This window comes from Nonomuraea ferruginea, from assembly GCF_039540635.1.
In the GTDB taxonomy this organism is placed as follows: domain Bacteria; phylum Actinomycetota; class Actinomycetes; order Streptosporangiales; family Streptosporangiaceae; genus Nonomuraea; species Nonomuraea ferruginea.
Window position 1 is genome coordinate 144,138 of the sequence record NZ_BAABFD010000015.1, and the last position, 24,879, is coordinate 169,016.

General features: G+C 71.9%; 25 protein-coding genes. 15 read left to right on the plus strand and 10 right to left on the minus strand.

What is annotated here, in order from left to right:
- The first annotated feature begins 12 nt into the window (after window positions 1-12).
- On the plus strand, window positions 13-2,676 hold the full coding sequence (locus ABD999_RS27375; RefSeq protein ID WP_345482954.1) for a family 78 glycoside hydrolase catalytic domain: 2,664 nt from the start codon (window positions 13-15) through the stop codon (window positions 2,674-2,676).
- Between the two features lie 54 nt (window positions 2,677-2,730).
- On the opposite strand, the gene ABD999_RS27380 is transcribed toward ABD999_RS27375, so the two are convergent.
- A complete protein-coding gene (locus tag ABD999_RS27380; protein ID WP_219545772.1) occupies window positions 2,731-3,312 on the minus strand; it encodes a TetR family transcriptional regulator in 582 nt (193 codons plus the stop codon).
- A gap of 118 nt (window positions 3,313-3,430) precedes the next feature.
- On the opposite strand from ABD999_RS27380, the gene ABD999_RS27385 reads away from it, so the two are divergent.
- Together ABD999_RS27385 and ABD999_RS27390 are read left to right on the plus strand one after the other, a co-directional pair.
- Complete coding sequence (locus ABD999_RS27385) at window positions 3,431-4,990, plus strand: MDR family MFS transporter (RefSeq protein ID WP_378525193.1); 1,560 nt, start codon at window positions 3,431-3,433, stop codon at window positions 4,988-4,990.
- A gap of 39 nt (window positions 4,991-5,029) precedes the next feature.
- The gene (locus tag ABD999_RS27390) at window positions 5,030-5,815 is read left to right on the plus strand and encodes a hypothetical protein (RefSeq protein WP_271280159.1); all 786 of its coding nucleotides are present in this window, start codon (window positions 5,030-5,032) and stop codon (window positions 5,813-5,815) included.
- Window positions 5,816-5,848: 33 nt separating this feature from the next.
- Here the strand turns inward: ABD999_RS27390 and ABD999_RS27395 are convergent, their stop codons facing one another.
- The 6 genes from ABD999_RS27395 to ABD999_RS27420 are packed head-to-tail and all read right to left on the minus strand — an operon-like array spanning window position 5,849 to window position 11,822.
- A complete protein-coding gene (locus ABD999_RS27395; RefSeq protein WP_271280158.1) occupies window positions 5,849-7,627 on the minus strand; it encodes an ABC transporter substrate-binding protein in 1,779 nt (592 codons plus the stop codon).
- A 14-nt stretch (window positions 7,628-7,641) separates the two neighbouring features.
- Window positions 7,642-7,917: a DUF2160 domain-containing protein gene (locus ABD999_RS27400; RefSeq protein ID WP_219545769.1), complete on the minus strand. Its 276-nt coding sequence runs from the start codon at window positions 7,915-7,917 to the stop codon at window positions 7,642-7,644.
- 3 nt (window positions 7,918-7,920) lie between these two features.
- Complete coding sequence (locus ABD999_RS27405) at window positions 7,921-8,736, minus strand: carbohydrate ABC transporter permease (protein ID WP_222708925.1); 816 nt, start codon at window positions 8,734-8,736, stop codon at window positions 7,921-7,923.
- On the minus strand, window positions 8,733-9,650 hold the full coding sequence (locus tag ABD999_RS27410; RefSeq protein ID WP_222708926.1) for a carbohydrate ABC transporter permease: 918 nt from the start codon (window positions 9,648-9,650) through the stop codon (window positions 8,733-8,735). Before ABD999_RS27410 ends, ABD999_RS27405 begins: the two co-directional genes overlap by 4 nt.
- Complete coding sequence (locus tag ABD999_RS27415; RefSeq protein ID WP_148031362.1) at window positions 9,647-10,738, minus strand: ABC transporter ATP-binding protein; 1,092 nt, start codon at window positions 10,736-10,738, stop codon at window positions 9,647-9,649. The genes ABD999_RS27410 and ABD999_RS27415 overlap by 4 nt, the downstream gene beginning before the upstream one ends.
- On the minus strand, window positions 10,731-11,822 hold the full coding sequence (locus tag ABD999_RS27420; protein ID WP_271280157.1) for an ABC transporter ATP-binding protein: 1,092 nt from the start codon (window positions 11,820-11,822) through the stop codon (window positions 10,731-10,733). The genes ABD999_RS27415 and ABD999_RS27420 overlap by 8 nt, the downstream gene beginning before the upstream one ends.
- Window positions 11,823-12,052: 230 nt before the next feature.
- Here ABD999_RS27420 and ABD999_RS27425 point away from each other — a divergent pair, with 230 nt between their 5' ends.
- From ABD999_RS27425 to ABD999_RS27455, 7 genes are all read left to right on the plus strand, one after another.
- Window positions 12,053-12,256, plus strand: coding sequence for a hypothetical protein (locus tag ABD999_RS27425; protein WP_148031364.1), 204 nt, complete (start codon window positions 12,053-12,055; stop codon window positions 12,254-12,256).
- A 115-nt stretch (window positions 12,257-12,371) separates the two neighbouring features.
- Entirely contained in the window at window positions 12,372-12,497 is a 126-nt protein-coding gene (locus tag ABD999_RS27430) for a hypothetical protein (protein WP_261808515.1), read from the plus strand.
- Window positions 12,498-13,103: a TIGR00645 family protein gene (locus ABD999_RS27435; RefSeq protein WP_148031365.1), complete on the plus strand. Its 606-nt coding sequence runs from the start codon at window positions 12,498-12,500 to the stop codon at window positions 13,101-13,103. It begins immediately after the preceding gene.
- Window positions 13,100-13,330, plus strand: a complete 231-nt coding sequence (locus ABD999_RS27440) for a hypothetical protein (RefSeq protein ID WP_271278407.1) — start codon at window positions 13,100-13,102, stop codon at window positions 13,328-13,330. Before ABD999_RS27435 ends, ABD999_RS27440 begins: the two co-directional genes overlap by 4 nt.
- Window positions 13,331-13,587: 257 nt before the next feature.
- Window positions 13,588-15,279 carry an endo-1,4-beta-xylanase gene (locus ABD999_RS27445; RefSeq protein WP_271278406.1) on the plus strand — a complete coding sequence of 564 codons (1,692 nt, stop codon included), beginning with the start codon at window positions 13,588-13,590 and terminating at the stop codon, window positions 15,277-15,279.
- A 281-nt stretch (window positions 15,280-15,560) separates the two neighbouring features.
- The gene (locus tag ABD999_RS27450) at window positions 15,561-16,706 is read left to right on the plus strand and encodes an alanine racemase (RefSeq protein WP_271278405.1); all 1,146 of its coding nucleotides are present in this window, start codon (window positions 15,561-15,563) and stop codon (window positions 16,704-16,706) included.
- A 52-nt stretch (window positions 16,707-16,758) separates the two neighbouring features.
- Window positions 16,759-17,982 carry an IucA/IucC family C-terminal-domain containing protein gene (locus ABD999_RS27455; RefSeq protein WP_271278404.1) on the plus strand — a complete coding sequence of 408 codons (1,224 nt, stop codon included), beginning with the start codon at window positions 16,759-16,761 and terminating at the stop codon, window positions 17,980-17,982.
- Here ABD999_RS27455 and ABD999_RS27460 read toward each other — a convergent pair whose 3' ends face one another.
- The 3 genes from ABD999_RS27460 to ABD999_RS27470 are packed head-to-tail and all read right to left on the minus strand — an operon-like array spanning window position 17,983 to window position 20,875.
- A complete protein-coding gene (locus ABD999_RS27460) occupies window positions 17,983-19,209 on the minus strand; it encodes a serine hydrolase domain-containing protein (protein ID WP_271278403.1) in 1,227 nt (408 codons plus the stop codon). It abuts the gene before it with no gap.
- A gap of 41 nt (window positions 19,210-19,250) precedes the next feature.
- Window positions 19,251-19,706, minus strand: coding sequence for a type II 3-dehydroquinate dehydratase (gene aroQ, locus ABD999_RS27465; protein ID WP_271278402.1), 456 nt, complete (start codon window positions 19,704-19,706; stop codon window positions 19,251-19,253).
- A 14-nt stretch (window positions 19,707-19,720) separates the two neighbouring features.
- Window positions 19,721-20,875 carry an RtcB family protein gene (locus tag ABD999_RS27470; protein ID WP_148031371.1) on the minus strand — a complete coding sequence of 385 codons (1,155 nt, stop codon included), beginning with the start codon at window positions 20,873-20,875 and terminating at the stop codon, window positions 19,721-19,723.
- A 159-nt stretch (window positions 20,876-21,034) separates the two neighbouring features.
- Between ABD999_RS27470 and ABD999_RS27475 the strand changes: the two genes are divergently transcribed.
- The 5 genes from ABD999_RS27475 (at window position 21,035) to ABD999_RS27495 (ending at window position 24,709) form a co-directional block, all read left to right on the plus strand.
- A complete protein-coding gene (locus tag ABD999_RS27475; RefSeq protein WP_271278401.1) occupies window positions 21,035-21,832 on the plus strand; it encodes a phosphotransferase enzyme family protein in 798 nt (265 codons plus the stop codon).
- A 70-nt stretch (window positions 21,833-21,902) separates the two neighbouring features.
- Window positions 21,903-22,892, plus strand: a complete 990-nt coding sequence (gene moaA, locus ABD999_RS27480; protein ID WP_219545759.1) for a GTP 3',8-cyclase MoaA — start codon at window positions 21,903-21,905, stop codon at window positions 22,890-22,892.
- Entirely contained in the window at window positions 22,892-23,902 is a 1,011-nt protein-coding gene (locus tag ABD999_RS27485) for a P1 family peptidase (protein WP_271278400.1), read from the plus strand. Before moaA ends, ABD999_RS27485 begins: the two co-directional genes overlap by 1 nt.
- Window positions 23,899-24,468 carry a molybdenum cofactor guanylyltransferase gene (gene mobA / locus ABD999_RS27490; protein WP_271278399.1) on the plus strand — a complete coding sequence of 190 codons (570 nt, stop codon included), beginning with the start codon at window positions 23,899-23,901 and terminating at the stop codon, window positions 24,466-24,468. Before ABD999_RS27485 ends, mobA begins: the two co-directional genes overlap by 4 nt.
- Window positions 24,452-24,709, plus strand: coding sequence for a DUF6457 domain-containing protein (locus ABD999_RS27495; protein WP_148031375.1), 258 nt, complete (start codon window positions 24,452-24,454; stop codon window positions 24,707-24,709). Before mobA ends, ABD999_RS27495 begins: the two co-directional genes overlap by 17 nt.
- Window positions 24,710-24,879: the final 170 nt, after the last annotated feature.

Below are 24,879 nucleotides of genomic sequence, written 5' to 3' on the forward strand. Positions count from 1 at the left end.
ACGAGGAGCACCATGACCCGAGCGTCCGGCATCACCGTCGACGCCCCCCGTTTCGAGCACCACCGCTTCGACCCGCACCGGCCGCCCCTCGGCATCGGTGCGTCCAGGCCACGCCTGACCTGGACCGTCACCGCCGCACCACCGTCCTGGACGCAGGACGCGTACGAGATCGAGATCCGCACCGGCGGCGGCACCGCCAGCCACCTGGTGCGCTCGGCCGAGTCCCGGCTGGTGCCGTGGCCCGGCGAGCCGCTCGGCTCCGCCGAACGCTGCGCCGTCCGCGTCCGGGTGCACGGCGGCGGCCGAGCCGGCGACTGGAGTCCCTGGTCGGAGGCGGAGACCGGGCTGCTGACGGCGGACCGCTGGCAGGCCGCGGCCGCCGCGCCGCCGCCGTCGCTCACCGGCCCGCCCGACGGCCCGGCGCCGCTGCTGCGCCGCGGCTTCGATCTGCGCGAGCGGCCCGTGCGGGCCCGCCTGTACGTGACCGCGCACGGCCTGTACGAGGTCGAGATCAACGGCCAGGTCGTCGGCGACGACGTGCTCGCCCCCGGCTGGACCAGCTACGGCCACCGGCTCCGCTACCGCACCCACGACATCACGGCCCTGCTGCGGCCCGGACCCAACGCGATCGGCGCGATGCTCGCCGACGGCTGGTACCGGGGCCGCGTCGGCTTCCTGGACGGCAGCACCGCCACGTACGGGACGCGCACCGCGCTCATCGCCCAGCTCGAACTCGTCTACGCCGACGGCGGCACCGAGACGCTCGTCACCGACGGCTCGTGGCGCGCCGCCCCCGGCCCGATCACCGCGACCGGCCTGTACGACGGCGAGAAGCACGACGCCCGGCTGCTGCCCGGCGGCTGGTCGTCGCCCGGGTTCGACGACTCCGGCTGGCTGCCCGCGGACGTGCTCGACCACGACCCCGCCCTGCTGGTGGCCCCCGACGGCCCGCCGGTGCGCCGGGTCGAGACGCTCGCCCCCGTCGCCACCCTGACCGGGCCGTCCGGCGAGACCATCCTCGACTTCGGCCAGAACATCTCGGGCCGGCTGCGCATCCGCGTGCAGGGTCCCGCCGGGCACACCGTCTCCCTGCGCCACGCCGAGGTCCTGGAGGACGGCGCGCCGGCCGTGCGCCCGCTGCGCGGCGCGGCCGCGCACGACACCTACACCCTGCGCGGCGGCGGGGCCGAGGAGTGGGAGCCGCGCTTCACCATCCACGGCTTCCGCTACGCCGAGGTGACCGGCTGGCCGGGGGAGATCCCGCCGGACGGCGTGGTCGCCGTCGTCTGCCACACCGACATGCGCCGCACCGGCTGGTTCGGCTGCTCGGACCCGCTGCTGGAGCGGCTGCACGAGAACGTGGTGTGGAGCATGCGCGGCAACTTCGTCGACATCCCCACCGACTGCCCGCAGCGCGACGAGCGGCTCGGCTGGACCGGCGACATCCAGGTGTTCGCCCCGGCCGCGGCGTTCCTGTACGACTGCGCGGGCCCGCTCGCCTCCTGGCTGCGCGACCTCGCCGCCGAGCAGGCCGAGCTGGGCACGGTCCCGCCCTACGTGCCGTGGGTGCAGGTGCAGTTCCCGCCGCTGCCGGCCGCCGCCTGGGGAGACGCGGCGGTCCTCGTGCCGTGGGTGCTGTACGAGCGCACCGGCGACCTGGAGCTGCTGCGGCGGCAGTATCCGAGCATGCGGGCCTGGGTGGACCAGGTCGCCGAACTGGCGGGGCCGGACCGGGTGTGGTCCGACGGGTTCCAGTTCGGCGACTGGCTCGACCCGTCCGCCCCGCCGGACGCGCCCGCCGACGGGCGCACCGACCCCTACCTGATCGCCACCGCCTACCACTTCTCCACCGCCTCCATCCTGGGACGGGTGGCCGGGCTGCTCGGCCACGAGGACGACGCGGCCCGTCACGCCGCTCTGGCGGGGGAGGTGCGGGAGGCGTTCCGGCGGGAGTACGTCACGCCGTCGGGACGGCTGGTCGGCGACAGCCAGACGGCCTACGCGGTCGCCCTGCGCTTCGGCCTGCTCGACGACGGCGGCGAGCGGGAGAGGGCCGGGCGGCGGCTGGCGGAGCTGGTCGCCAGGGACGGGTACCGGATCGGCACCGGCTTCGTCGGCACCCCGCTGGTCTGCGACGCCCTCGCGGAGACGGGCTCCCACGACGCGGCCTACCACCTGCTGACGCAGCGGGAGTGCCCGTCGTGGCTCTACCCGGTGACGATGGGGGCGACCACGATCTGGGAGAGGTGGGACAGCCTCCTGCCCGACGGGTCGGTCAACCCGGGGGAGATGACCTCGTTCAACCACTACGCGCTGGGGGCGGTGGCCGACTACCTGCACCGCGTGGTGGCCGGGCTGGCCCCCGCGGCGCCCGGCTACCGCCGCCTGCGGGTCGCGCCGCGGCCGGGCGGCGGCCTCACCCACGCCCGTGCCGCGCACGACACCCCGTACGGGCGGGCGGCGGTGTCGTGGCGGCGGGCGGGCACGGAGCTGACGGTCGAGGTGACGGTGCCGCCCGGCACGACGGCCGAGGTCGATCTGCCGGGGCGGGCCCCGGTGCAGGCCGGGCCCGGCGAGCACGTCTTCACCTGTGACTACCGCGCGGCGGATGACGACCCGCCGATCCCGGCCACGGCGGGCCCGTTCCCGCTCCCCGATCCCGTCGCGACGTCGTAGGTCACGAACGGGCGGGGCTCCACGGGCGTGGTGTCCCGCCCTTTCCTCGCTCCGTCAGGTGAAGGGCCTGGCCACCTCGTCCAGGATCTCCTCGCCGACCTCCAGCAGGGACCGGGCCTCCTCCTCCTCGATCCACTGGAAGGTCGCCAGGCGCAGCGCCCCGAGGAAGGCCGCCGCCATCACCCGCGGCCGTGCCGGGGCGCGCCGGTCGGCGATGGCCTGCGCCAGCTCGCGTTCGAGTGCGGCGTGGTTGGCGAGCTGGCGTGCCAGCAGCGCCGGATGCTTCTTGGCCAGCCGGGTGCGGATCGCCCACTCGCGGTCGGGGGTGCCGACCTCCTCGTACAGATCCAGGATCGTGGCCCGCATGGCCTGCCACGCGCTGTGGCCGGGAGGCTGCTCCTGCACCAGCGCCACCAGCCGGCGGAAGCGTTCCTCCTCCCCGTACAGGAGGGCGTCTTCCTTGCCGGCGAAGTAGTTGGAGAAGGTGCGGCGGGAGATGTTGGCGGCGTCGGCGATGGCCTCGACCGTCACGCCGTCGAAGCCGTGCTCGACGACGAGCCGCAGCGCCGCCTCGTGCACGGCCTGCCGGGTCTCGGCCTTCTTGCGCTCGCGCAGTCCCAGCGTCGTGGTGTCCATCTTGCGGTCACTCTACCCGCCGGGAATAGATGCGCAATGCGCAAACTTTCTCAATGGGAAGTAGAGTATCCGGTCGTCACCCCGAGATCCGAAACGGAGGTCGCGCGTGAGCGCACCCATGACAGCACCTGCCGAGCCGATGACGCATCGGCAGGTGCTGAAAGCCCTCAGCGGGTTGCTGCTGGTCCTGTTCGTCGCCATGATCAGCGGCACGATCGTGTCGGTCGCGCTGCCCCAGATCATCGGCGCGCTGAAGGGCACCCAGTCGCAGTACACCTGGGTCGTCACCGCCTCCCTGCTGGCCGCCACCGCGTCGACGCCCATCTGGGGCAGGCTGGCCGACCTCTTCAGCAAGAAACTGCTGCTCCAGATCTCCATCGTGATCTTCATGGTGACCTCGCTGGCCTGCGGGTTCGCCCAGAACACCGAGCAGCTCATCGCCTTCCGGGCGCTGCAGGGGCTCGGCATGGGCGCGCTGCAGATCCTGGTCCAGGTCGTGATCGCCGCGATGATCAGCCCCAAGGAGCGCGGCCGCTACAACGGCTACCTCGGCGCCGTCATGGCCGTGGCCACCGTCGGCGGGCCGCTGCTCGGCGGGCTCATCGCCGACACCTCGTGGCTGGGCTGGCGCTGGTGCTTCTTCATCGCCGTGCCCTTCACCGTCGTCGCCCTGGGCCTGCTCCACAAGACGCTGCACGTCGCCACCGTCCGCCAGGACAACGTCAAGATCGACTACGCCGGGGCGACCCTCATCGCGGCCGGCGTGAGCGTGCTGCTCATCTGGATCACGTTCGTCGGCAACTCCTTCGACTGGCTGTCGTGGCAGACCGCGGCCATGGCCGGCGGCGGCGCCGTCCTCCTGGCGCTGGCCACCTGGGTGGAGACCAGGGCCGCCCAGCCCGTGGTGCCGCTGCACGTCATCCGCCGCCGCACCCCCGCCCTGGCCATCGTGGCCAGCCTCGCGGTCGGCATGGCCATGTTCGGCGGCTCGGTCTTCCTGGGCCAGTACTTCCAGATCGGCCGCGGCTACACCCCGACCGAGGCGGGCCTGCTCACCATCCCGATGATGGCGGGCGTGCTGGTCTCCTCCACGATCAGCGGCCGCATGGTCTCCAGGAGCGGCAAGATCAAGCCGTACATCGTGACCGGCTCGATCGTGCTCACCCTGGGCTTCCTGGTGCTGTCGACGATGGACCACCAGACCTCGCTGTACCTCATCGGCGCCGCCATGGTGCTGGTCGGCGTGGGCGTCGGCATGTCGATGCAGAATCTGGTGCTGGCCATCCAGAACACCGTCCCGCTGCGCGAACTCGGCGCGGCCAGCGGCGCCATCACGTTCTTCCGCTCGCTCGGCGGCACCATCGGCGTCTCGGTCCTCGGCGCCGTCCTCGCCAACCAGGTCGCCACCAGCATCAGCCAGGGTCTGGCCAAGGCCGGCATCCCGGCCTCGGCCAGCGGCGGCGCGGCCACCCTCGACATCGCCGCCCTGCCGGAGCCGATCAAGACGATCGTCCGATCCGCGTACGGGGACGCGACCGGTCACATCTTCCTCATCTCGGCGGGGCTCTCGGTCGTGGGCGTCATCGCCACCCTCTTCTTCAAGTCCGTCACCCTCCGCGACACCCTGGACCTCCCGGACCCCAAGCAGGCGGACGAGCAGCCGGTCCCGGCCTCCTGACACCGGCCCCTTCCCGTGCCGAGCCGCCAGGATGAATCCGTGACTCCTGATCATCGGGTGACCCGGGTCGAGAAGATGCTCGACGGCGGTACGGGGTTCAGCGCCGCCTGGACGGCCGTGGGGGACAAGGTCACCGTTCCCGTGGCGTCGCGGCCCGTCCCAGACTCCAGGCTCCTGTCCTCGATCGGGCGCGGCCTGCGTGCGTGCGGCCAGACCCGCGTCCTCGCCGCGCCGCTCGGTGCACGGCGAGTCGAGACGATCCTGGTGGGCGATGGCGCCCTCGCGCTCCCGGGTTCGTGGGCCGGCTCCGACGTCGTCATGACTTTGCCCGACATGTCGGGAGCGGTCCTCATGACCATGCGGCAGTACGCCCTCGTCTCCGGCCCTCGTGCGTTCGTCGCGGCCTGCCTCGCCTGCGAGACGGAACAGGCGAAGGCGGATTTCGCGCGGGTCGCGCGGCGGCTCGCCACGACGAATCCCCTCCTTCTGGAGGTCGCGGCGGCTCATCCGCCCCGATGGCCCTCCTGGCGGACGCCGGCGGAGGTGCCCCCGGAGTCGGTCACCCGGAGGAAGCTCTCGCTGATCGACGGGTTCGTGGCGGGCCGCCTCGACGTCGAGCGGTTCCGCCACGCTTGGGTGGCGGCGAGAAGGGAAGCCATGGCGGCGGGAGAGCGGGCGCACGGCGATCTCGGCCGGCTTCTCGACGAGGCGTTCCACGAGATCGACGACTACGACGTGTACTCCGACGAGCGGGAGTTCACCCGGAGGATGACCGTGCTGCACGCCCGGCTCCACGGCATGTCGCGCACGCAGGAACCCGGCTGACAGTCGGGTTCGCCCACTCCACCCGCGCGCGCGTCAGTCCGCCTTCTTCCAGCGGGCGATCAGTTCGTCGTAGTCCAGGGTCTCCGGCTTGCCGCGCTCGTCCGGGAGCTTCGCCACGGGCGCGCCCGGCTGGTCGAACCAGTACTGCGCGTCCCGTTCCTGGTTCAGCTTGGGCGCGCACTGGCCGCCGTAGCCGCGGCGCTCCAGCCGGGACAGGATGTCGTCCTGCTGCTTGGCCAGGCTGTCCATCGACTGCTGCGGCGTGGTCTCGCCCGTGACGGCGGTGGCCACGTTCTGCCACCACAGCTGCGCCAGCCGCGGGTAGTCCGGCACGTTCGTCCCGGTCGGCGTCCACTGCACGCGCGCCGGGCCGCGGTAGAACTCGATCAGCCCGCCGTACTTCTCCGCGTTCTGCTCGAAGTACTCGCTGCGGATGTCGGTGTCGCGGATGAACGTCAGCCCGACGATCGACTTCTTCAGCGACACCGTCTTGGACGTGACGAACTGCGCGTACAGCCAGGCCGCCGCCCTGCGCTCGGCCGGGGTGCTCTTCAGCAGCGTCCACGACCCGGCGTCCTGGTAGCCGAGCTTGTGGCCGTCCTTCCAGTAGGCGCCGTGCGGGCTCGGCGCCATCCGCCACTTGGGCGTGCCGTCCTCGTTCACCACCGGCAGCCCCGGCTGGGTCAGGTCGGCGGTGAAGGCCGTGTACCAGAAGATCTGCTGGGCGATGTTGCCCTGCGCCGGCACCGGGCCCGCCTCGCTGAAGTTCATGCCCGCCGCCTCGCGCGGGGCGTACTTCTTCAGCCAGTCGACGTACTTGGTGAGCGCGTACACGGCGGCGGGCCCGTTCGTGTCGCCGCCCCGGCTGACGGACGAGCCGACCGGGCGGCAGTTCTCCACCCGGATGCCCCAGTCGTCCACCGGCAGCCCGTTCGGGATGCCCGGGTCGCCGTTGCCCGCCATCGACAGCCACGCGTCGGTGAACCGCCAGCCCAGCGACGGGTCCTTGCGCCCGTAGTCCATGTGGCCGTAGACCTTCTGGCCGTCGATCGTGCCGTCACCGTTCACCTTGCTGGTGAAGAAGTCGGCGATGTCCTCGTACGCGGCCCAGTTGACCGGCACCCCGAGCTCGTAGCCGTACGCGTCCCTGAACTGCTTCTTGATGGCCGGGTCGGTGAACCAGTCGTACCGGAACCAGTACAGGTTCGCGAACTGCTGGTCGGGCAGCTGGTAGATCTTCTTGTCGGGCCCGGTGGTGAAGCTGATCCCGATGAAGTCCTCCAGGTCCAGCGTCGGCGAGGTGACCGCCTTGCCCTCCCCGGCGATGTAGTCCGACAGCGGCAGCACGTAGTCGCCGCGCGCGTGGGTGCCGATCAGGTCGGAGTCGTTGACGTAGGCGTCGTAGATGTTCTGGCCGCCCTGGATCTGCGTCTGCAGCTTCTCGATCACGTCGCCCTCCTGGATCAGGTCGTGCTTGAGCCTGATCCCGGTGATCTCGGAGAACGCCTTGGCGAGCTGCTGCGACTCGTACTCGTGGGTGGTGATCGTCTCCGACACCACGTTGATCTCCATGCCGCGGTACGGGGCCGCGGCCTTCATGAACCAGTCCATCTCGGCGAGCTGCTGCTCCTTGGAGAGCGTGCTCGGGGTGAACTCGGTGGACACCCACCGCTGGGCGGCCGCCTTGGCGTCGGCCTCCCTGAACTCGCCGCCACCTGCCGAGCCGCCGCCCTGCGAGCAGCCCGTGGCCAGCAGGACGAGCACGGCCGCGCAGATCGTGCTCCTCTTGGGGATCTTCCTGCCGAACGGCATCGCCGCCTCCTTAGTCAGCCCCACATCCCGATCGCCAGCACCACCAGGAACGCCACCGCCAGCGCCAGCCACATGGACAGATCGGTGACGGCGATCCACCCGGCGAGCACGGCGGCCGCGCTGATCAGGCCGATGTACAGCCGGTCCCCCCGATCGGTCTCGATGCGCAGGAACCCCCGCCGCGACACCGGCGGCGAGATCCTCGCCCAGATCGCCATCCCGCACAGCAGCAGGCCGAGGCCGACGAAGACGGCGGCGGTGGGCCCGGTCCACACCATCCAGTCGGGCATCGGCTACACCCTCCCCAGACTGAAACCCTTGGCGATGTAGTTGCGGACGAACCAGATGACGATCGCGCCCGGCACGATCGTCAGCACCCCGGCCGCCGCGAGCAGCCCCCAGTCGACGCCCGCCGCGCTCACCGTGCGGGTCATGGTGGCGGCGATCGGCTTGGCGTTCACCGACGTGATCGTGCGCGCGATGAGCAGCTCGACCCAGCTGAACATGAAGCAGAAGAACAGCGTGACGCCGATCGCCGACCGGATCATGGGCAGGAAGATCCTGACGAAGAACCGGGGCAGCGAGTAGCCGTCGATCGCGGCCGTCTCGTCGATCTCGCGCGGGATCCCGGACATGAAGCCCTCCAGGATCCACACCGCGAGCGGCACGTTGAACAGCATGTGCGCGATGGCCACGCCCAGATGGGTGTCGAACAGCCCGACCGCCTGGTAGATCTGGAAGAACGGCAGCAGGAACACCGCGGGCGGCGCCATCCTGTTCGTCAGCAGCCAGAAGAACAGGTGCTTGTCCCCGGCGAACCTGAACCGGGAGAACGCGTACGCGGCCGGCAGCGCGATGACGAGCGACATGACCGCGTTCATGGACGTGTAGACGATCGAGTTGAGATAGCTGGAGTACCACACCGGGTTGGTGAAGAACGTGACGTAGTTGTCGAACGTCACCCGCTCCGGGATGAGCCGGAAGCTGCCGAGGATGTCCTGGTTCGGGCGGATCGACATGCCGAACATCCACAGCAGCGGCAGCATCAGCGTGATCCCGTACAGCCAGAACACCGTCCGCGCCCACGGCAGCCTCCGCACCGTGCTCACCTCCCGGTCCTGGTCAGCACGGTGAAGAACACGTAGCAGACGATCTGCACGGCCAGGAAGTACAGCAGCGAGAACGCCCCCGCCGGCCCCAGGTCGAACTGCCCGACCGCGATCTTCGACAGCAGGACGCTGAGGAAAGAGGTCGCGTTCCCCGGCCCGCCCCCGGTCACCACGAACGGCTCGGTGTAGATCATGAAGCTGTCCATGAACCGCAGCAGGATCGCGATCGTCAGCACCCCGCGCAGCCGCGGCAGCTGGATGTGCCGGAACGTCGCCCACGCCGACGCGCCGTCGATCTGCGCCGCCTGGAAGTACGGGTCGGGGATCGACCGCAGCCCCGCGTACGCCAGCAGCGCCACCAGCGGCGTCCAGTGCCACACGTCCATGACGAGCACGGTGATCCACGCGTCGCCGGCGTCCAGCGTGTAGTTGTAGTCCAGGCCGAGCACGTTGTTGACGGCCCAGCCGCCGAGCCCGATGTCCGGCCGGGCGAAGATCTGCCAGATCGTGCCCACCACGTTCCACGGGATGAGCAGCGGCAGCGCGACCAGCACCAGCGCCGCCGGCACGCCGAGGCCGCGACGCGGCATCACCACCGCCACCGCCACGCCCAGCGGGATCTCCAGCAGCAGCACCTGCGCCGAGAACAGCAGCGTGCGGACGAACGCGGCCCGCACCTCAGGGTCGCGCGCCACCGACCGGAACCACTCCAGGCCGACGAAGAGCCGGTCGTCCGGGCTGAAGATGTCCTGCACCGAGTAGTTCACGACCGTCATCAGCGGGATGACGGCGGTGAACGCGACCGACACCACCACCGGCAGCACCAGGAACCAGGCCCGGTTGGCGCGCCGCTTGCCCTGGGCCCGGTCCTCGGCGGCCGGCTCCGTCCGCCGCGAGGGGAGGGCGGCCGTCACGGGGCGCTCCCCGGCAGCGGCTCGACCACCCCGCACCGGACCGCGTCCCTGAACAGGAACGCCCGGCCCTCCGCGAAGCGCAGGAACGTCACGGAGCCCGGCTCGCGCACGGCCGCCGCGTCCGTGCGGGCGACCAGCGGGTGCCCGTTCACCTGGGCGTGCACCAGGTCGTACGCGCCCATCCGGTCGATCCCGGTCACCCGGGCGGCGATGCCGGGCGGCGCCTCCTCGCTTGTGAGCCGCACGAACTCCGGCCGCACCCCGATCCGCACCGGCCCCGGCGGCAGGTCGCCGGACGCCCGGCCGACCGCGGCGTCGCCCACCCGCACCAGCCCGCCGGCCACCGCCCCGTCCAGCACGTTCATGCCGGGCGAGCCGATGAAGTGGCCGACGAACTCGTGCGCGGGCGACAGGAACAGCTCGCCCGGCTCGCCGGCCTGCACGATCTCGCCGTCGTTGAGCACCACCACCTCGTCGGCGAACGTCAGCGCCTCCGTCTGGTCGTGGGTGACGTAGACCAGCGTGTGCCCGGTGTCGCGGTGGATCTCCTTGAGCTTGCTGCGCAATGTCCACTTCATGGCCGGGTCCACCACGGTCAGCGGCTCGTCCAGCAGCACCGCGGCCACCTCCGGGCGGACCAGGCCGCGGCCCAGCGCCACGATCTGCTGGCGGCCCGGGTCCAGCCGCCGCGACCGGCGGCGCAGGTGCTCGTCCAGCCCGAGCAGGCCCGACACCCGGCGCACCCGCCGGTCCACCTCCTGCCTCGGGTACCCGCGGTTGCGCAGCGGGAAGGCCAGGTTGTCGTAGACCGACATCTGGTCGTACAGCACCGGGAACTGGAAGACCTGCGCGATGTTCCGCCCCGCCGGCGGCACCCCGGTCACCTCGCGGTCGTCGAACCAGATCCGTCCCCGCGTCGGCGTCAGCAGCCCGCTGACGATGTTGAGCAGCGTCGTCTTGCCGCACCCGCTCGGCCCGAGCAGCGCGTACGCCCGGCCGGTCCGCCAGGTCCACGTCATCGGCTTCAGCGCCCACGTGCCGCCGCCGTCGTAACTGTGCGCCACGCCTTCCAGGCGGATCTCAGCCATGCGGGCGGACCTCCGCCCCCAGCGGGGCATGCAGCCGCGCGCCGTCCTCGCCGAACACGAACACCCGCGCCGGATCCACGTACGCGACCGCCGGCTCTCCCGGCTCGTACGGGTGCGTGCCCGCCAGATGCGCCACCAGGTGCGTCCCGCCCTCCAGCAGCAGGTGGACGAACGTGGCGCTGCCCGTCACCTCCGCCAGCCTGATCTCGGCCGGGAACTCCAGCATCCCGGGGCCGGCCCGTTCGATGCCCACCTGGTGCGGGCGCACCGCCACCACCACCCGCCGGTCCGGCCCGGTCAGGCCCGGCGCGGGGAACGAGGCGCCCAGGCACTCGATCCGGCCGTCGCGCACCAGGCCGGGCAGCAGGTTCAGCGGCGGGTCGCTGAGCGTCGCGGCCACCTCCAGCGTCGGCGGCCCGGCGTACAGGTCCGCGGGGTCGCCCCGGTGCCGCACCCGGCCCTCGCCCAGCACCACCGTCGGCGCGGCGAAGGACAGCGCCTCGTTCGGGTCCGCCGTCGCGTACAGCACCACGCCGGGGGAGTCCCTGAACATCCGCTTGAGGTCGGCGCGTAACTGCTCGCGCAGCTTGAAGTCCAGGTTGGCGAGCGGCTCGTCGAGCAGCAGCACGTCCACCGGCCGGGCCAGGGCCCTGGCGATCGCGGTGCGCTGCTGCTGCCCGCCCGACAGCTCGCCGGGACGGCGGCCGAGCAGCTCGCCGATGCCCATCAGCTCCGCGACCTCGCGCACCCGCCGGTCCACCTCGCCCTTGGGGAACTCCGCGGCCAGGCGCAGCGGGGAGGCGATGTTCTCGTAGACGGTCAGCGACGGGTAGTTGATGAACTGCTGGTAGACGAAGGCCACCGACCGCTTGCGCACCGACACGCCGGTGACGTCCTCGCCGTTGACCACCACCCGCCCGGCGTCCGGCGGCAGCAGCCCGGCCACCACCCGCATCAGCGTGGTCTTCCCCGCGGTCATCGGCCCGAGGAGCGTCGTCATGCCACCGGATGACTCCAGGTGGATGTCGTCGAGCCAGATCTCCCCGCGCCGGCGTACGGAGACGCCATCGATGACGAGCGTCACTGTGCCCGGTCCTTCCCGGAACAGGTGTCAGCTACCGCGACGATCGAGACTTTTCACCTCTAGTTAACATGATCCACAACCTCGTGCAAAGGCCGGATTTTGTGGTGTGAAGCGGGATTTATCCGGCGGGAAGATGAGAATCCACAGGCATCTCTTGTACGTAGAGTTACTTTGTGATTACGGTGGGTAGCAATCCCGGGGTGACCCGATTACCCGCCCAAGGAGGGCACATGCGACCCACCACCCGCTCGCTGACGGCCGCCACGCTCGTGGCCGCCGGCCTGCTCGCCGCTACCCCCGCCCACGCCGTCGTCGACCCGGTCGCGGTCTCGCTCTGTCTGGCCGAGAGCGCCGCCGGTGCGACCAGTCTCGTCGACCCCAGCTCGCCGGGCATCCCGGCCGAGCTCCCCGCCGTCCACTGCCTGGCTCCCTGACACCTTCCCCCAGGCCGGTGGCGAGGGCGGCGCGGTCTCCAGCCGCGCCGCCCGGACGGATCCCCCGGTCCCCGCCCCCGCGCGCGTCCCCCCGCTTATGAACGAAGGAGCTGCGATGTCCGACCGAGCCCTGGCCGCCGCCCTCGCCGCGGCGGCGATCGTCCTGCCGCCTCATATCGGCGGCGAACCGATCGCCCGCCTGGAGGCCGTGGTCCAGCACGTGAACATCCTCACGTCCTAGATGTATCCGCAGCTGCGCACCCTTCCCGCCCGGCGGCGCGCCGCCAGCCGGCTCGGCTATGTGATGTTCCTGAGCCGCTGGATCCAGGCGCCGCTCTACTTCGGCCTCATCGCCGCCCAGGTGGTCTACGTGTGGCGGTTCATGGCCGAGCTCGTGCATCTCGTCCATCTGGGATTCACCGGCCATCCGGCCGAGACCACCGTCATGCTCATCGTGCTCGGCCTGGTCGACGTGGTGATGATCTCCAACCTGCTGATCATGGTGATCGTCGGCGGCTACGAGACGTTCGTCTCGCGGCTGCGCATCGAGGGCCACCCCGACCAGCCGCAGTGGCTCTCCCACGTCAACGCCAACGTGCTCAAGGTCAAGCTCGCGATGGCCATCATCGGCATCTCGTCCATCCACCTCCTCCAGATCTTCATCAACGCGGCCAGACCGGCCGTCACCGACAGGGAGCTGCTTTGGAAGACACTGATCCACCTGACCTTCATCGCCTCGGCGGTGGCGCTCGCGCTGATCGACCGGATCATGCAGAGCAGCCGCCACCGCTCCGACCAGACGGCCGGTCCCGCCGGCGCCTCGCCGTCACGGGTCTCGGCGGCGTGATCGCCGGCCTGGTGTGCGCCGCCGCCCCCGCCGCCCCCGCCGCCGCCGAGGCTCCCGAGACCGCCAAGCCCGCCTCCTCCCTGATCGGCGATGTGATCATCTTCAACGACGAGATCGTCGAGCCGGTCTCCGCGCCGGTCAGCACCTGCGGGGCCGCGCTGAAGCTGCTCAGCACGGGCACCAGCACCTGCGCCGACGCCTCCCGGGTGTCGGACGACGACGCCTGACGAGGGCCCACCAGACCGTGCCCGCCCCTCATCTCCCCCAGCGGGGGCGGGCACGCCATCATGGAGAACAGGCACTTCGCTCGATGAAAGTTTCACGAGATTGCCGATAATTTCAGCTCTCCACCTGCTCTAACAGCAGCGTGCGCGCGCGGGCATTGACCCTGTCTCCTGCCTGTCCCTACCGTCCCGGCAGGGATCCCGAAGACGCCGAAAGATTTCGGGACCGGATCTTGGCAAGCTTCCGGAGGTAGGTGCTCGTGCTTTCGTCAACCCCCATCAGACCCGGCAGCCGGCCCAGGACGCTCGCGGCGGCGGCCCTGCTCGGGCTGCTCGCCGTGTTCTTCCTGCCGGCCGGCCCCGCCGACGCCTCGGCCCCACTGCGCCAGCACGCCGCGGCGCGGGGCAAGTTCATCGGCACCGCGCTCGCCACCGGACCGCTGTCGAACGAGACCCAGTACCGGAACATCGCGGCGACCGAGTTCAACCAGATCACCGCCGAGAACGCGATGAAGTGGGACGCCACCGAGCCCAACCAGGGCCAGTTCAACTTCTCCGGCGCCGACACCATCGTCAACTTCGCCACCCAGAACAACCAGCAGGTGCACGGCCACACCCTCGTCTGGCACAACCAGACCCCCGGCTGGGTGCAGGGCCTGGGCGCCACCGCCATGCGCTCGGCCATGCAGAACCACATCAGCCAGGTCGTCGGCCGCTACGCCGATAACGCCGCCGTCGTCTCCTGGGACGTGGTGAACGAGGTCTTCGAAGAGAACGGCAACCTGCGCTCGTCGTTCTGGTACAACACGCTGGGCCAGAGCTACATCGCCGACGCCTTCCGCTACGCCCGCGCCGCCGACCCGGACGCCCGGCTGTGCATCAACGACTACAACGTCGAGGGCATCAACGCCAAGAGCACCGCCATGTACAACCTGGTGCGCTCGCTGCGCGAGCAGAACGTGCCCGTCGACTGCGTCGGCTTCCAGAGCCACCTGGCGATCCAGTACGGCTTCCCCAGCGACCTCCGGCAGAACCTGGAGCGCTTCGCCGCCCTCGGCGTCCAGGTCCGCATCACCGAGGTGGACATCCGCATGCAGATGCCCCGCAGCTCCAGCAAGGACACCACCCAGGCCAACTACTACCGGGACGTGATCCAGGCCTGCCTGGCCGTGAACGCCTGCGCCGGCGTCACCATCTGGGGCTTCACCGACCGGCACTCGTGGGTGCCCGACACGTTCTCCGGCGAGGGCGCCGCGCTCATCTACGACGAGAACTACCAGCAGAAGCCGTCCTACACCGCCGTCCACAACGCGCTCGACGGCGGCACTCCCTCCGACACCACCCCGCCCACCACCCCGGGCACCCCGGTCGCCTCCAACGTCACCGGCAGCTCGGCCACGCTGACCTGGTCGGCCTCCACCGACTCCGGCGGCAGCGGCCTGGCGGGCTACAACGTCTACCGCGAGCAGGGCACCACGGACCCGCAGCTCGGCCAGTCGTCCACCAACTCGATCAACCTGACCGGGCTGTCCGCCGACACCCAGTACCAGGTGTACGTGCGAGCACGTGACGGCGCCGGCAACCTGTCCAGCCCGTCCAGCGCGGTCACCTTCACCACCACCGGCGGCGGCGGCCCGAGCGGCCCCTGCACCGCCACCGGCACCGTCCAGACCCAGTGGGGCAACGGGTACGTCATCCAGCCCGTCACCGTGACCAACAGCGGATCGTCGGCCATCAACGGCTGGACCGTCACCTTCACCCTCCCCGCCGGCCACAGCGTCACCGGCTCCTGGAACGCCACCCTCACCACCAGCGGCCAGACCGTCACGGCCAAGAGCATGGGCTACAACGGCAACCTCGGCCCGAGCGCCAGCACCTCGTTCGGCTTCCAGGTCAGCCGGCCCAACGGCAACACCCAGACGGTGTCCGGCTACACCTGCGCCTCACCGTGAGATCCCCGCGCGGGTTCGAGGGAGGCACGGCGAGCGCCGAGGAGCCCGCGCGGTCACCCCTCTGACCCTCCGCCCGCGTTCCGTTCCTCCGTCCCCGTGACTGCCTCGACGGGGCGGAGGAACGGAACCACCCCGTCCCGCCGCCCCGTCCCGTCCGGGACACCCCTCTCCGGTACGAGACGGGGGCCGGCGGGACGGGGTTTCCGTCCGTCCCGCCCCGGCGCGCGTACCATGATCCCTCTGCCGTACCGTCTGCTCCAGGGGACGAGAGGGGAGCGCCGATGGTGACGGAGCCCGTGCGGGCGGAGGCGCTGCGGCTGGCCGGCGGGGGAGACCTGCCCGCCTACGTGTACGACCTGCCGGCGCTGCGTGCGCACGCCGCCGGAGTGCGCGGCGCGCTGGCCGGGACCGCCGAGCTCTACTACGCCGTCAAGGCCAACCCGGCCGCCGAGATCCTGCGCGCGCTCGTCCCGTACGTGGACGGCTTCGAGGTGGCCTCCGGCGGCGAGCTGGCGCACGTGCGCGAGGTCGCCCCTGACCTGCCGATCGCCTTCAGCGGACCCGGCAAGACCGACGCCGAGCTGGCCCTCGCCCTGACGCCCGGCGTGCACCGGCTGCACGTGGAGAGCCCCCGCGAGCTGGCCCGCCTGATCGCCCTCGGCGCCCCGGCGGACGTGCTGCTGCGCGCCAACCCGGACCTGCCCGGCGAGGACACCCGGCAGGCCGCCGCCAGCCCGTTCGGCATGGACCAGGACGGCCTGGCCGCCTGCCTGCCGCTGCTGGCCGCCGCCCCGCACATCCGGGTGCGCGGTCTGCACACCCACCTGACCTGGGCCCAGCACGACGCCCCCGCCATGGCCGCTCTGGCCCGCCGGGTGACGTCCTGGGCGCTGCCCTGGCTCCGCGCACACCTGCCCGGCCTCACCGAGCCGGAGCTGGACCTCGGCGGCGGCATGGGCGTCGACTACCGGGCGCCGGACCAGGTGTTCGACTGGAAGGCGTACGCCGCCGCCCTGCCCGCCGCCCTGCCCGCCACAGGGGCGCGGCTCCGGGTCGAGCCCGGCCGGTCGCTCACCGCGTACCACGGCTGGTACGTCACCGACGTGCTCGACGTCAAGCGCAACCACGGCCGCGACTACGCCGTCCTGCGCGGCGGCACCCACCACCTGCGCACCCCCGTCGCCCGCGGCCACGACCAGCCGTTCACCGTCCTGCACCGGGCGATCGCCGGCCCCGCGCTCACCGGCCCGGCCACCCTGGTCGGCCAGCTCTGCACGCCCAGGGACGTGCTCGCCCGCGACGTCCCGGTGACCGGGCTGCGGCCTGGCGACCTCGTGGTGTTCGAGCTGGCCGGCGCGTACGCCTGGAACCTGTCCCACCACGAGTTCCTCATGCACCCGCCGCCGCGCTTCCGCTACCTCGACTGAGACCGTGCCGGGTCGGGTATCTACCGGCTCTCCTACCAAGGAACGGGTGCGAATGATCTTTGACGACCAGCGGGAACCGTTGCGGGTGTGGCAGTACGCCGAACGGTATCTGGGCGCGGGCACCCGCGCCTACAGTCGTTTCTCCGCGGACCTGGAGATCTCCGAGCCGTACCATCCGCAGCTCGGCCTCGACCGGTTCGCGGTGCCGACCTTCCGCGTGCCGCCCGAGCGGGGGACCTTCCTGCGCAACGCGCTGGAGTCCACCACGGTCAAGCTCTACCGGGGCGGCGACGGGTTCCTGCTGCCCGTGCACCCCGAGACGCTCGCCTTCCCCGGCCTGCCCGACCGGGACGCGCTCACCGAACGCGGGCCCGACCTGACCGTGGTGCCGTTGGCCAACGCCCGCACCGTGTTCGTCGAGCGCATCGGCGACGAGCCGGTGGAGCCGCACTTCGTCAAGCTCCACTACCCCCGGCGGCTGTCGCGCTTCACCCGGCGGCTGCGGCGGCCGATCATCTCGGTGCAGCTCTGGGCGGCCGAGGAGCTGTCGGCGGCCGGGCTGCCGGTCCTCCCCGAGGTCGCCGCCGGAGTCCTGGGCGCCGACCCGGCCGAGGCCTGGGGCTTCCTCATCCGCGAGATCCGCCCCCACCTGCTCCCCGGCCCGGCCCGGGGGACCCCGCGGTTCACGGTGCCGCTGTTCGCGCTGTACGGGCAGGACGTGCGCGGCCCGGACGACCCGCCGCTCATGGCGCAGCTCGCCGCCCGCAGCGGTGAGGACCCCACCGGCTGGCTGGCGAGCCGGGTCGTCGCCCCCATGGTGCGCCTCTGGCTGCGCGCCGTCTCCGCCACGGGCTGCGTACCGGAGCCGCACGGCCAGAACACGCTGTTCGCGTTCGACCCGGACGGCCGCCGCACCGCGATCCTGTACCGCGACTGCGGCGTCTACATCGACCCCGCCACCCGCGCCGAGCGCGGCCTGACCCGCGACCTGCCGCCCGTGAACGTCATCTCCCGCGACGTCGAGCAGCCGCGCGAGCGCGTCTTCAGCCTCACCTACGACAGCTTCATGGGCCACCACGCGCTCGAACGCCTCGCCAGGGTCGCCGCGGACACCCTCGGCGTGGACCCGGAGCACCTGCGGCGCGCCGCACGGGAGGAGTTCGCCGCCGGGCCGCGCGTCGGCCTGCCGCCCACCGTCCACTACTACGAGGACCGCCTGCATGCCAACGGCCGGTGGAACCTCGTCGACACCGGCGAGCCCCCCGCCTGGCGCTAGCTACAGCAGCGCCTGGTAGACGAGCTGCCGCAGCCTGCTCCTGATCGGATGGGTGTCCGAGGGGAGGAGCTGGGTCATGAAGACGACCGTCAGCTCCTCCGCCGGGTCCACCCAGAACGCGGTGCTCGCCGCCCCGCCCCAGCTGAACTCGCCCGCCGAGCTCAGCGTCCGGTGCCGGGCGGCGTCCCGCACCACCGCGAACCCGAGCCCGAACCCGACTCCCGCGTACGGCACCTCGGCGAACACCGGCCGCCCGAACTCCTCCAGGTCGGCTCCGCCCGGCAGGTGGTTGCGCGTCATGTAGGCGACGGTGCGCGGGCCGAGCAGCCGCACCCCGTCCAGCTCGCCGCCGCGCAGCAGCATCTGGGTGAACCGGTGGTAGTCGCCCGCCGTCGAGATCAGCCCGCCGCCGCCCGACAGGAACGACGGCCGCCGCAGCTCCGCGCCCCGCGTGTCCATGGGCACGGCCCTGCGGTGGCGGTCCGCCGAGTAGAGCGTGGCCATCCGCCCCGCCCGCTCCCCGTCGATCCAGAACCCGGTGTCGTCCATGCCCAGCGGCCGGAAGATCCGCTCGCTCAGGAACTCGTCGAGCGGCCGGCCCGACACCACCTCGACCAGCCGGCCCAGCACGTCGGTGGCCACCGAGTAGTTCCACTGCGTGCCCGGCTCGAACAGCAGCGGCAGCTCCGCCCACCGGTCGACCGCCTCGGCCAGGCTCATCCCGCGCGGCGCTCCCCGGTCGAACCCGGCCCGCCGGTAGAGCTCGTCCACGACGCTCACGTGCTGGAACCCGTACACCAGGCCCGAGGTGTGGGTGAGCAGGTGCCACACCCGCACCGGCTCCGCCGCCGGCCGGGTGACGGGGGAGAAGGTCGGCCCCTTCTCGTACACGCGCACGTCCGCGAACGCCGGAAGGTGACGGCTGACCGGGTCGGTCAGCTCCAGCAGCCCCTCCTCGTACAGCATCATCACCGCGACCGAGGTGATCGGCTTGGACATGGAGTAGATCCGGAACAGCGTGTCCGGCTCCACCGGGGCGCCCGACGCGACGTCGCGCGACCCGTACGCGGACAGGTGGGCGATCTCGCCGCGCCGGCTCACCAGCGCCAGCCAGCCGGGCAGCCGCCCGTCGTCCACGTACGGGGCGAAATGGGCGTCGATCCGCCGGAGGCGGGCGGAGTCGAGGCCGACGTCCTCCGGGTCGCAGGTCACCTTCAGCTCGCCCACCGCGCCTCCTCCGGAGCCCGGAACAAATCTAGAACAGGATTCTAGGCCGGTCGCGCGGCGTTGTGCAGCCCTCTGATCGCCAGCACGTACCCGTACACCCCGAAACCGACCACGATCCCTCTGGCAACCGGCGAGATGTAGGAGTGGTGCCGGAACGGCTCGCGGTGGTGCACGTTGGAGATGTGCAGCTCGATCACCGGCAGCTCCACGCCCTCGATCGCGTCGTGCAGCGCGACCGAGGTGTGGGTGTAGGCGCCGGGGTTCAGCACCGCGCCGACGGCCTGGCCGGCCTTGACCGCGGCGCCCGCCTCCTGGATCCAGTCGATGAGCTGGCCCTCGTGGTTGGACTGCCCGAAGACCAGCTCCAGGCCGAGCGCCTCGGCCTCCTCCCGGCACATCGTCTCGACGTCGGACAGGGTCGTGGTCCCGTACACCTCCGGCTTGCGGGTGCCGAGCAGGTTGAGGTTCGGGCCGTTGAACACGTAGACGGATGTCATCCGACTGATCGTACTCAGCCCTTGTAGTTGAAGACCTGCCGCAGCGTGTGCTGCACGGTGACCAGGTCCTTCTGGTCGTCCATCACCCGGTCGATCGGCTTGTAGGCCTCCGGGTGCTCGTCGACCAGCGCGGCGGCCCGGTCGGCGTTCCAGGTGCGGCCGCCCATCGCCGCCTTGAGCGACCTCGCCGACAGCTCGCGCTTGGCCTGGGTGCGCGACATCCGCCGCCCCGCCCCGTGCGCGCACGAGTGGTAGGAGTCGGCGTTCCCCCGCCCGCGCACGATGTACGACTGCGCGCCCATCGAGCCCGGGATGACGCCCTCGTCGCCGGTGTCCGCCTTGATCGCGCCCTTCCTGGTGATCCACAGCCGCTTGCCGTGGTGCGTCTCCAGCTGGGTGAAGTTGTGGTGGCAGTTGATGGTCCGCACCCTCCGGCCCGTGCCGACGACCTGGAACAGGGCGTTGACCAGCACCTTGTCCATGCGGGCCCGCGAGGCCATGGCGTAGTGCTGCGACCAGAGCATGTCCTCGATGTAGGCGTCGAACTCCGGCGTGTTCTGCACCAGGTAGGCCAGCGCCGGGTCCTCCAGGCCGATCGCCTGGCGCTTCATCAGGTTCTTCGCACCGGTGATGTGCATGGTGGCGAGCTGGTTGCCGATGCCGCGCGAACCCGAGTGGAGCACGGTCCACACGCGGTCGCGCTCGTCCAGGCAGACCTCGACGAAGTGGTTGCCCGAGCCGAGGGTGCCGAACTGGCGGGCGACCTTGGTCTCCTGCTCCCGCGTCAGGCTCGTGTGCGGGTGGCCGAGCTCGCTGAGCGCCCGGTCGACCGACGGGTCCTGGTGTCCCTGGCCGACGCCGGCCGGGATGCGGCGCTCGACCAGCGACATCAGGGCGGCGAGCGTGTCGGGCAGGTCGGCGGCGGTCAGCGTGGTCTCCGTGGCGACCATCCCGCAGCCGATGTCGACGCCGACGGCGGCCGGGATGATCGCGCCCTCGGTGGGGATGACCGAGCCGACCGTCGCGCCGATGCCGACGTGCGCGTCGGGCATGAGCGCGACGTGACCGGACACGATCGGCATCCGGGCGGCGCGGGCCGCCTGCTCGATCGTGCGGTCGTCGATCTCGCTGGCCCAGGACAGCAGGTTCGGGGCGGGCTGGTTCGGCATGACGGGAAACTCCTTGATCGTCCTTGATCCAGTCTGCCCTGGAACCGCCGCTCCAGCCCACTCATTTACGCTGGCACGGAATATGGGACGGTTAATTGAGCTTGTTACGATCATCCTGTTACGGCACTTTGCGGGTGGAGCGTGGGTGGAGCGTGAGCTGTGCTGCCTGACCCGACCGGATCCACGACCGAGGAGATCCTCGCGGGCGGTGGCGTCAACGTGGTCGTCCGCGTCGGCGACACCGTGCGCAGGCCGGCCGGTCCGTGGACGCCCGCCGTGCACGCGCTGCTCGGCCACCTCACCGCGCGCGGCTTCACGGGCGCGCCCCGCGCCCACGGCCTCGACGGGCAGGGCCGCGAGATCCTCGACTTCGTCCCCGGCACGGCCGCCTGCGACCCGGTGCCCCCGTACGTGCGCGACGACGCCACCCTGCGGGCCGTGGCCGGCCTGCTGCGCGCCTACCACGACGCGACCACCGGCTTCACGCCGCCCGGCGACGCCGCGTGGTACTTCCCGCCGCGCCAGCCCGCCGAGGTCGTCTGCCACGCCGACATCGCCCCTTACAACTGCGTCTTCCGCGACGGCGCGCCCGTCGCGTTCATCGACTTCGACACCGCGCACCCCGGGCCGAGGCTCTGGGACGTCGCGTACGCGGCCTACCGGTTCGTCCCCCTGACCGCCCAGGGCCACGGGGAGGCGCCCACGCCCGTGCCCGAGCAGGCGCGGCGGCTGGGGCTGTTCTGCGACGCGTACGGGCTCGCCGCCGCCGACCGCGCGGCCCTGACGGACGTGGTGGGGGAGCGCCTGCACGGCATGGCGCGGCTGATCCGCGAGAAGGCGGCGGCGGGCGATGCCGCCTTCGCCGCCCACCTGGCCGGCGGCCACGACGCGCTGTATCTCGCCGACGCGGCCCACGTGGCACGCCACGCGCTCGTCCTCCAGGAGGCCGTACGGTGATGCGCCGTTTTGAGACCGGACACAAGGCGGACGTAGGCTGTCCTTTTGGCGACCACGGGAGGTGACGCCCATGCTGCGTGACTCGTTCGGGCGGGTGGCTACCGATCTTCGGGTGTCCCTCACGGACAAATGCAACCTGCGCTGCACCTACTGCATGCCGCCGGAAGGGCTCGACTGGCTGCCCAACGCCCAGCTCCTGACCGCCGACGAGGTGGTCAGGCTCGTCACCATCGGCGTCGAGCGCCTCGGCGTCACCGAGGTCCGCTACACCGGAGGCGAGCCCCTGCTGCGCCGGGAGCTCGCCGACATCGTGGCCCGCACCACCGCGCTGCGGCCCCGGCCGCAGGTGTCGCTCACCACCAACGGTATCGGCCTGGCCCGCATGGCGGACGCGCTCGCCGGCGCCGGGCTGGACCGGGTCAACGTCTCCCTCGACACGCTCGACCGTGACACGTTCAAGCGGCTCGCCCACCGCGACCGGCTGCCCGACGTGCTCGACGGCCTGGCCGCCGCGCACCGCGCCGGGCTGCGCCCGGTCAAGGTCAACGCCGTGCTCATGCGCGACGTCAACCAGCACGAGGCGGTGCCGCTGCTGCGCTGGTGCCTGGAGCAGGGCTACGAACTGCGCTTCATCGAGCAGATGCCGCTCGACGCGCAGCACGGCTGGAGCCGCGCGAACATGGTCACCGCCGACGAGATCCTCGCCCTGCTGTCCGGCTCCTTCGAGCTCACCCCCGACGACGTGGAGGAGCGCGGCAGCGCGCCCGCAGAGCGGTTCCTGATCGGCGGCGGGCCCGCGCGGGTCGGCGTGATCGGGTCCGTCACCAGGCCGTTCTGCGGCGCCTGCGACCGCGTGCGGCTCACCGCCGACGGTCAGATCCGCAACTGCCTGTTCGCCCGCGAGGAGTCCGACCTGAAGTCCGCCATGCGGGCGGGGGCCACCGACGACGAGCTGGCCGAGCGGTGGATCGCCGCCGTCGCGGGCAAGCGTCCCGGCCACGGCATCGACGACCCCTCCTTCCTCCAGCCGGCCCGCCCCATGTCGGCGATCGGCGGCTAGTGCGGGCCCGCGACCTGGGCCTCGCCACCGGTGACAGCGGCCGGCACAACGCGATCACCGACGTGCCCGGCGTGGGCGTAGGGCACGTCACCCTCGTCCGCGACCCCGCCGTCCGCACCGGCGTCACCGCCGTCGTGCCCGGCGGGATCGGCCCGCACGCGCCGCTCCCCGCCGGGCTGTTCACCGGTAACGGCCACGGCAAGCTCGTCGGCGCCACCCAGCTGTCCGAGCTCGGCCTGCTGGAGTCGCCGATCGTGCTCACGGCGACCCTGTCGGCGTTCCGCGCCGCCGACGCGCTGGTGACCTGGATGCTCGCGCAGCCGGGCTGCGCCGGCGTACGGACCTTCAACCCGGTGGTCGGCGAGTGCAACGACGGCCACCTGTCCGACATCCGCGCCCGCCCCGTCACCGAGGCCCACGTCCTGCGGGCCGTCGCCACGGCCACCGGCGGCCCCGTCGCCGAGGGCTGCGCCGGCGCCGGCACGGGCACCACGGCCCTCGGCTTCAAGGCCGGCATCGGCACCGCCTCCCGCCTGCTGCATGCCGCGGGCGAGCAGGTCACGCTGGGCGCCCTCGTCCAGGCCAACTTCGGCGGCACCCTCCGCCTCCACGGCCGCCCGATCACCCCCTCCTCCCTGGGGCTCCCCGGCGAGCGCCTCCCTCCAGCCGGGCCGGAGGAGGCGGGCTCCTGCATGATCGTCATCGCCACCGACGCGCCCGTGGACGCCCGGCAGCTCACCCGGCTGGCCAGGCGGGCCGTCTTCGCGCTCGGCCGGGTGGGCGCCGACTACAGCCACGGGAGCGGCGACTACGCCATCGCCTTCACCACCCGCACCGGGCACGCCCCGATGCCCGACCACGAGCTGAACCCGCTGTTCGGCGCGGCCATGGACGCCGTCGAGGAGTCCGTGCTGAACTCCCTGCTCGCGGCCGAGACGACCACGGGCGCCGAGGGCCGCACCGCCCACGCGCTCCCCGCGCCGCGTCTTCTGGAGCTCCTGAGGACATGACCGCGTACGGTGGAGACGTGTTCGACGCGGTGATCCTGGCGGGCGGCAGGGCTGAACGGCTGGGCGGGGTGGACAAACCCGGCCTGGAGGTGGGCGGCACGCCGATGGTCGGCAACGTCGCCGCCGCCGCCCGTGAGGCCGGGCGCGTCGTCATCGTGGGACCTGCCAGGGCCATCCCGGGCGCCGTCTTCGTCCGCGAGGACCCGCCGGGCGCCGGGCCGGTGCCCGCGCTCCGGGCGGGGCTCGCCGAGGTCACCGCCCCCTGGGTGGTCCTCCTCGCCGGCGACCTCCCGTTCCTGGCCCCCTCCCACCTCTCCACCCTCCTGGCGCATACCGGCGCAGGGCGTGGGGCGGTCGCCGTGGACGGGGAAGGACGCGAACAGTGGCTGCTCGGCGTCTGGGAAGCCGCCGGGCTGCGGGAGGCGCTGGCGGCCTACGAGGGGCGGTCGCTGCGCGGGCTGCTGGCGCCGCTCGTGGGGCGGCGGGTGCCGCTGCCCCGGCAAGCCTGGTTCGACTGCGACACCAGGGACGACCTGGAGGAGGCTCGGAATGAACGTGCTGGCTGAGTGGACCGCGCTGGCCTGCGAGGAGTTGGGCATCGACCCGGCCAGGGTGGACCGCGACCAGATCCTGGAGCTGACGAAGGAGGTCGCGCACGGGGTGGCCAGGCCGGCCGCGCCGCTGACCGCCTACCTGCTGGGGCTGGCCCAGGGCGCCGGGACCGCGCCGGAGGAGGCGGTGGAGCGGCTGACCGCGCTCGCCAGGAATTGGGGCCAGACCACAACCGAGACGCTGACCGACCGCTGACACTGGAACGAACTCGTGCAGTCAAGCCCCGCCCGACCCTGAAGATTCCCTGTGAATTGTGGGGCTGGCGGGGTGTAAACGATTTCGGGAAAGCGGCCCTATCCGACTGCGAAGCCGGCTCGTGAACAGATCATCGGCTTCGAAAGTTTTGCCGGGAAAAGGGCGACGCC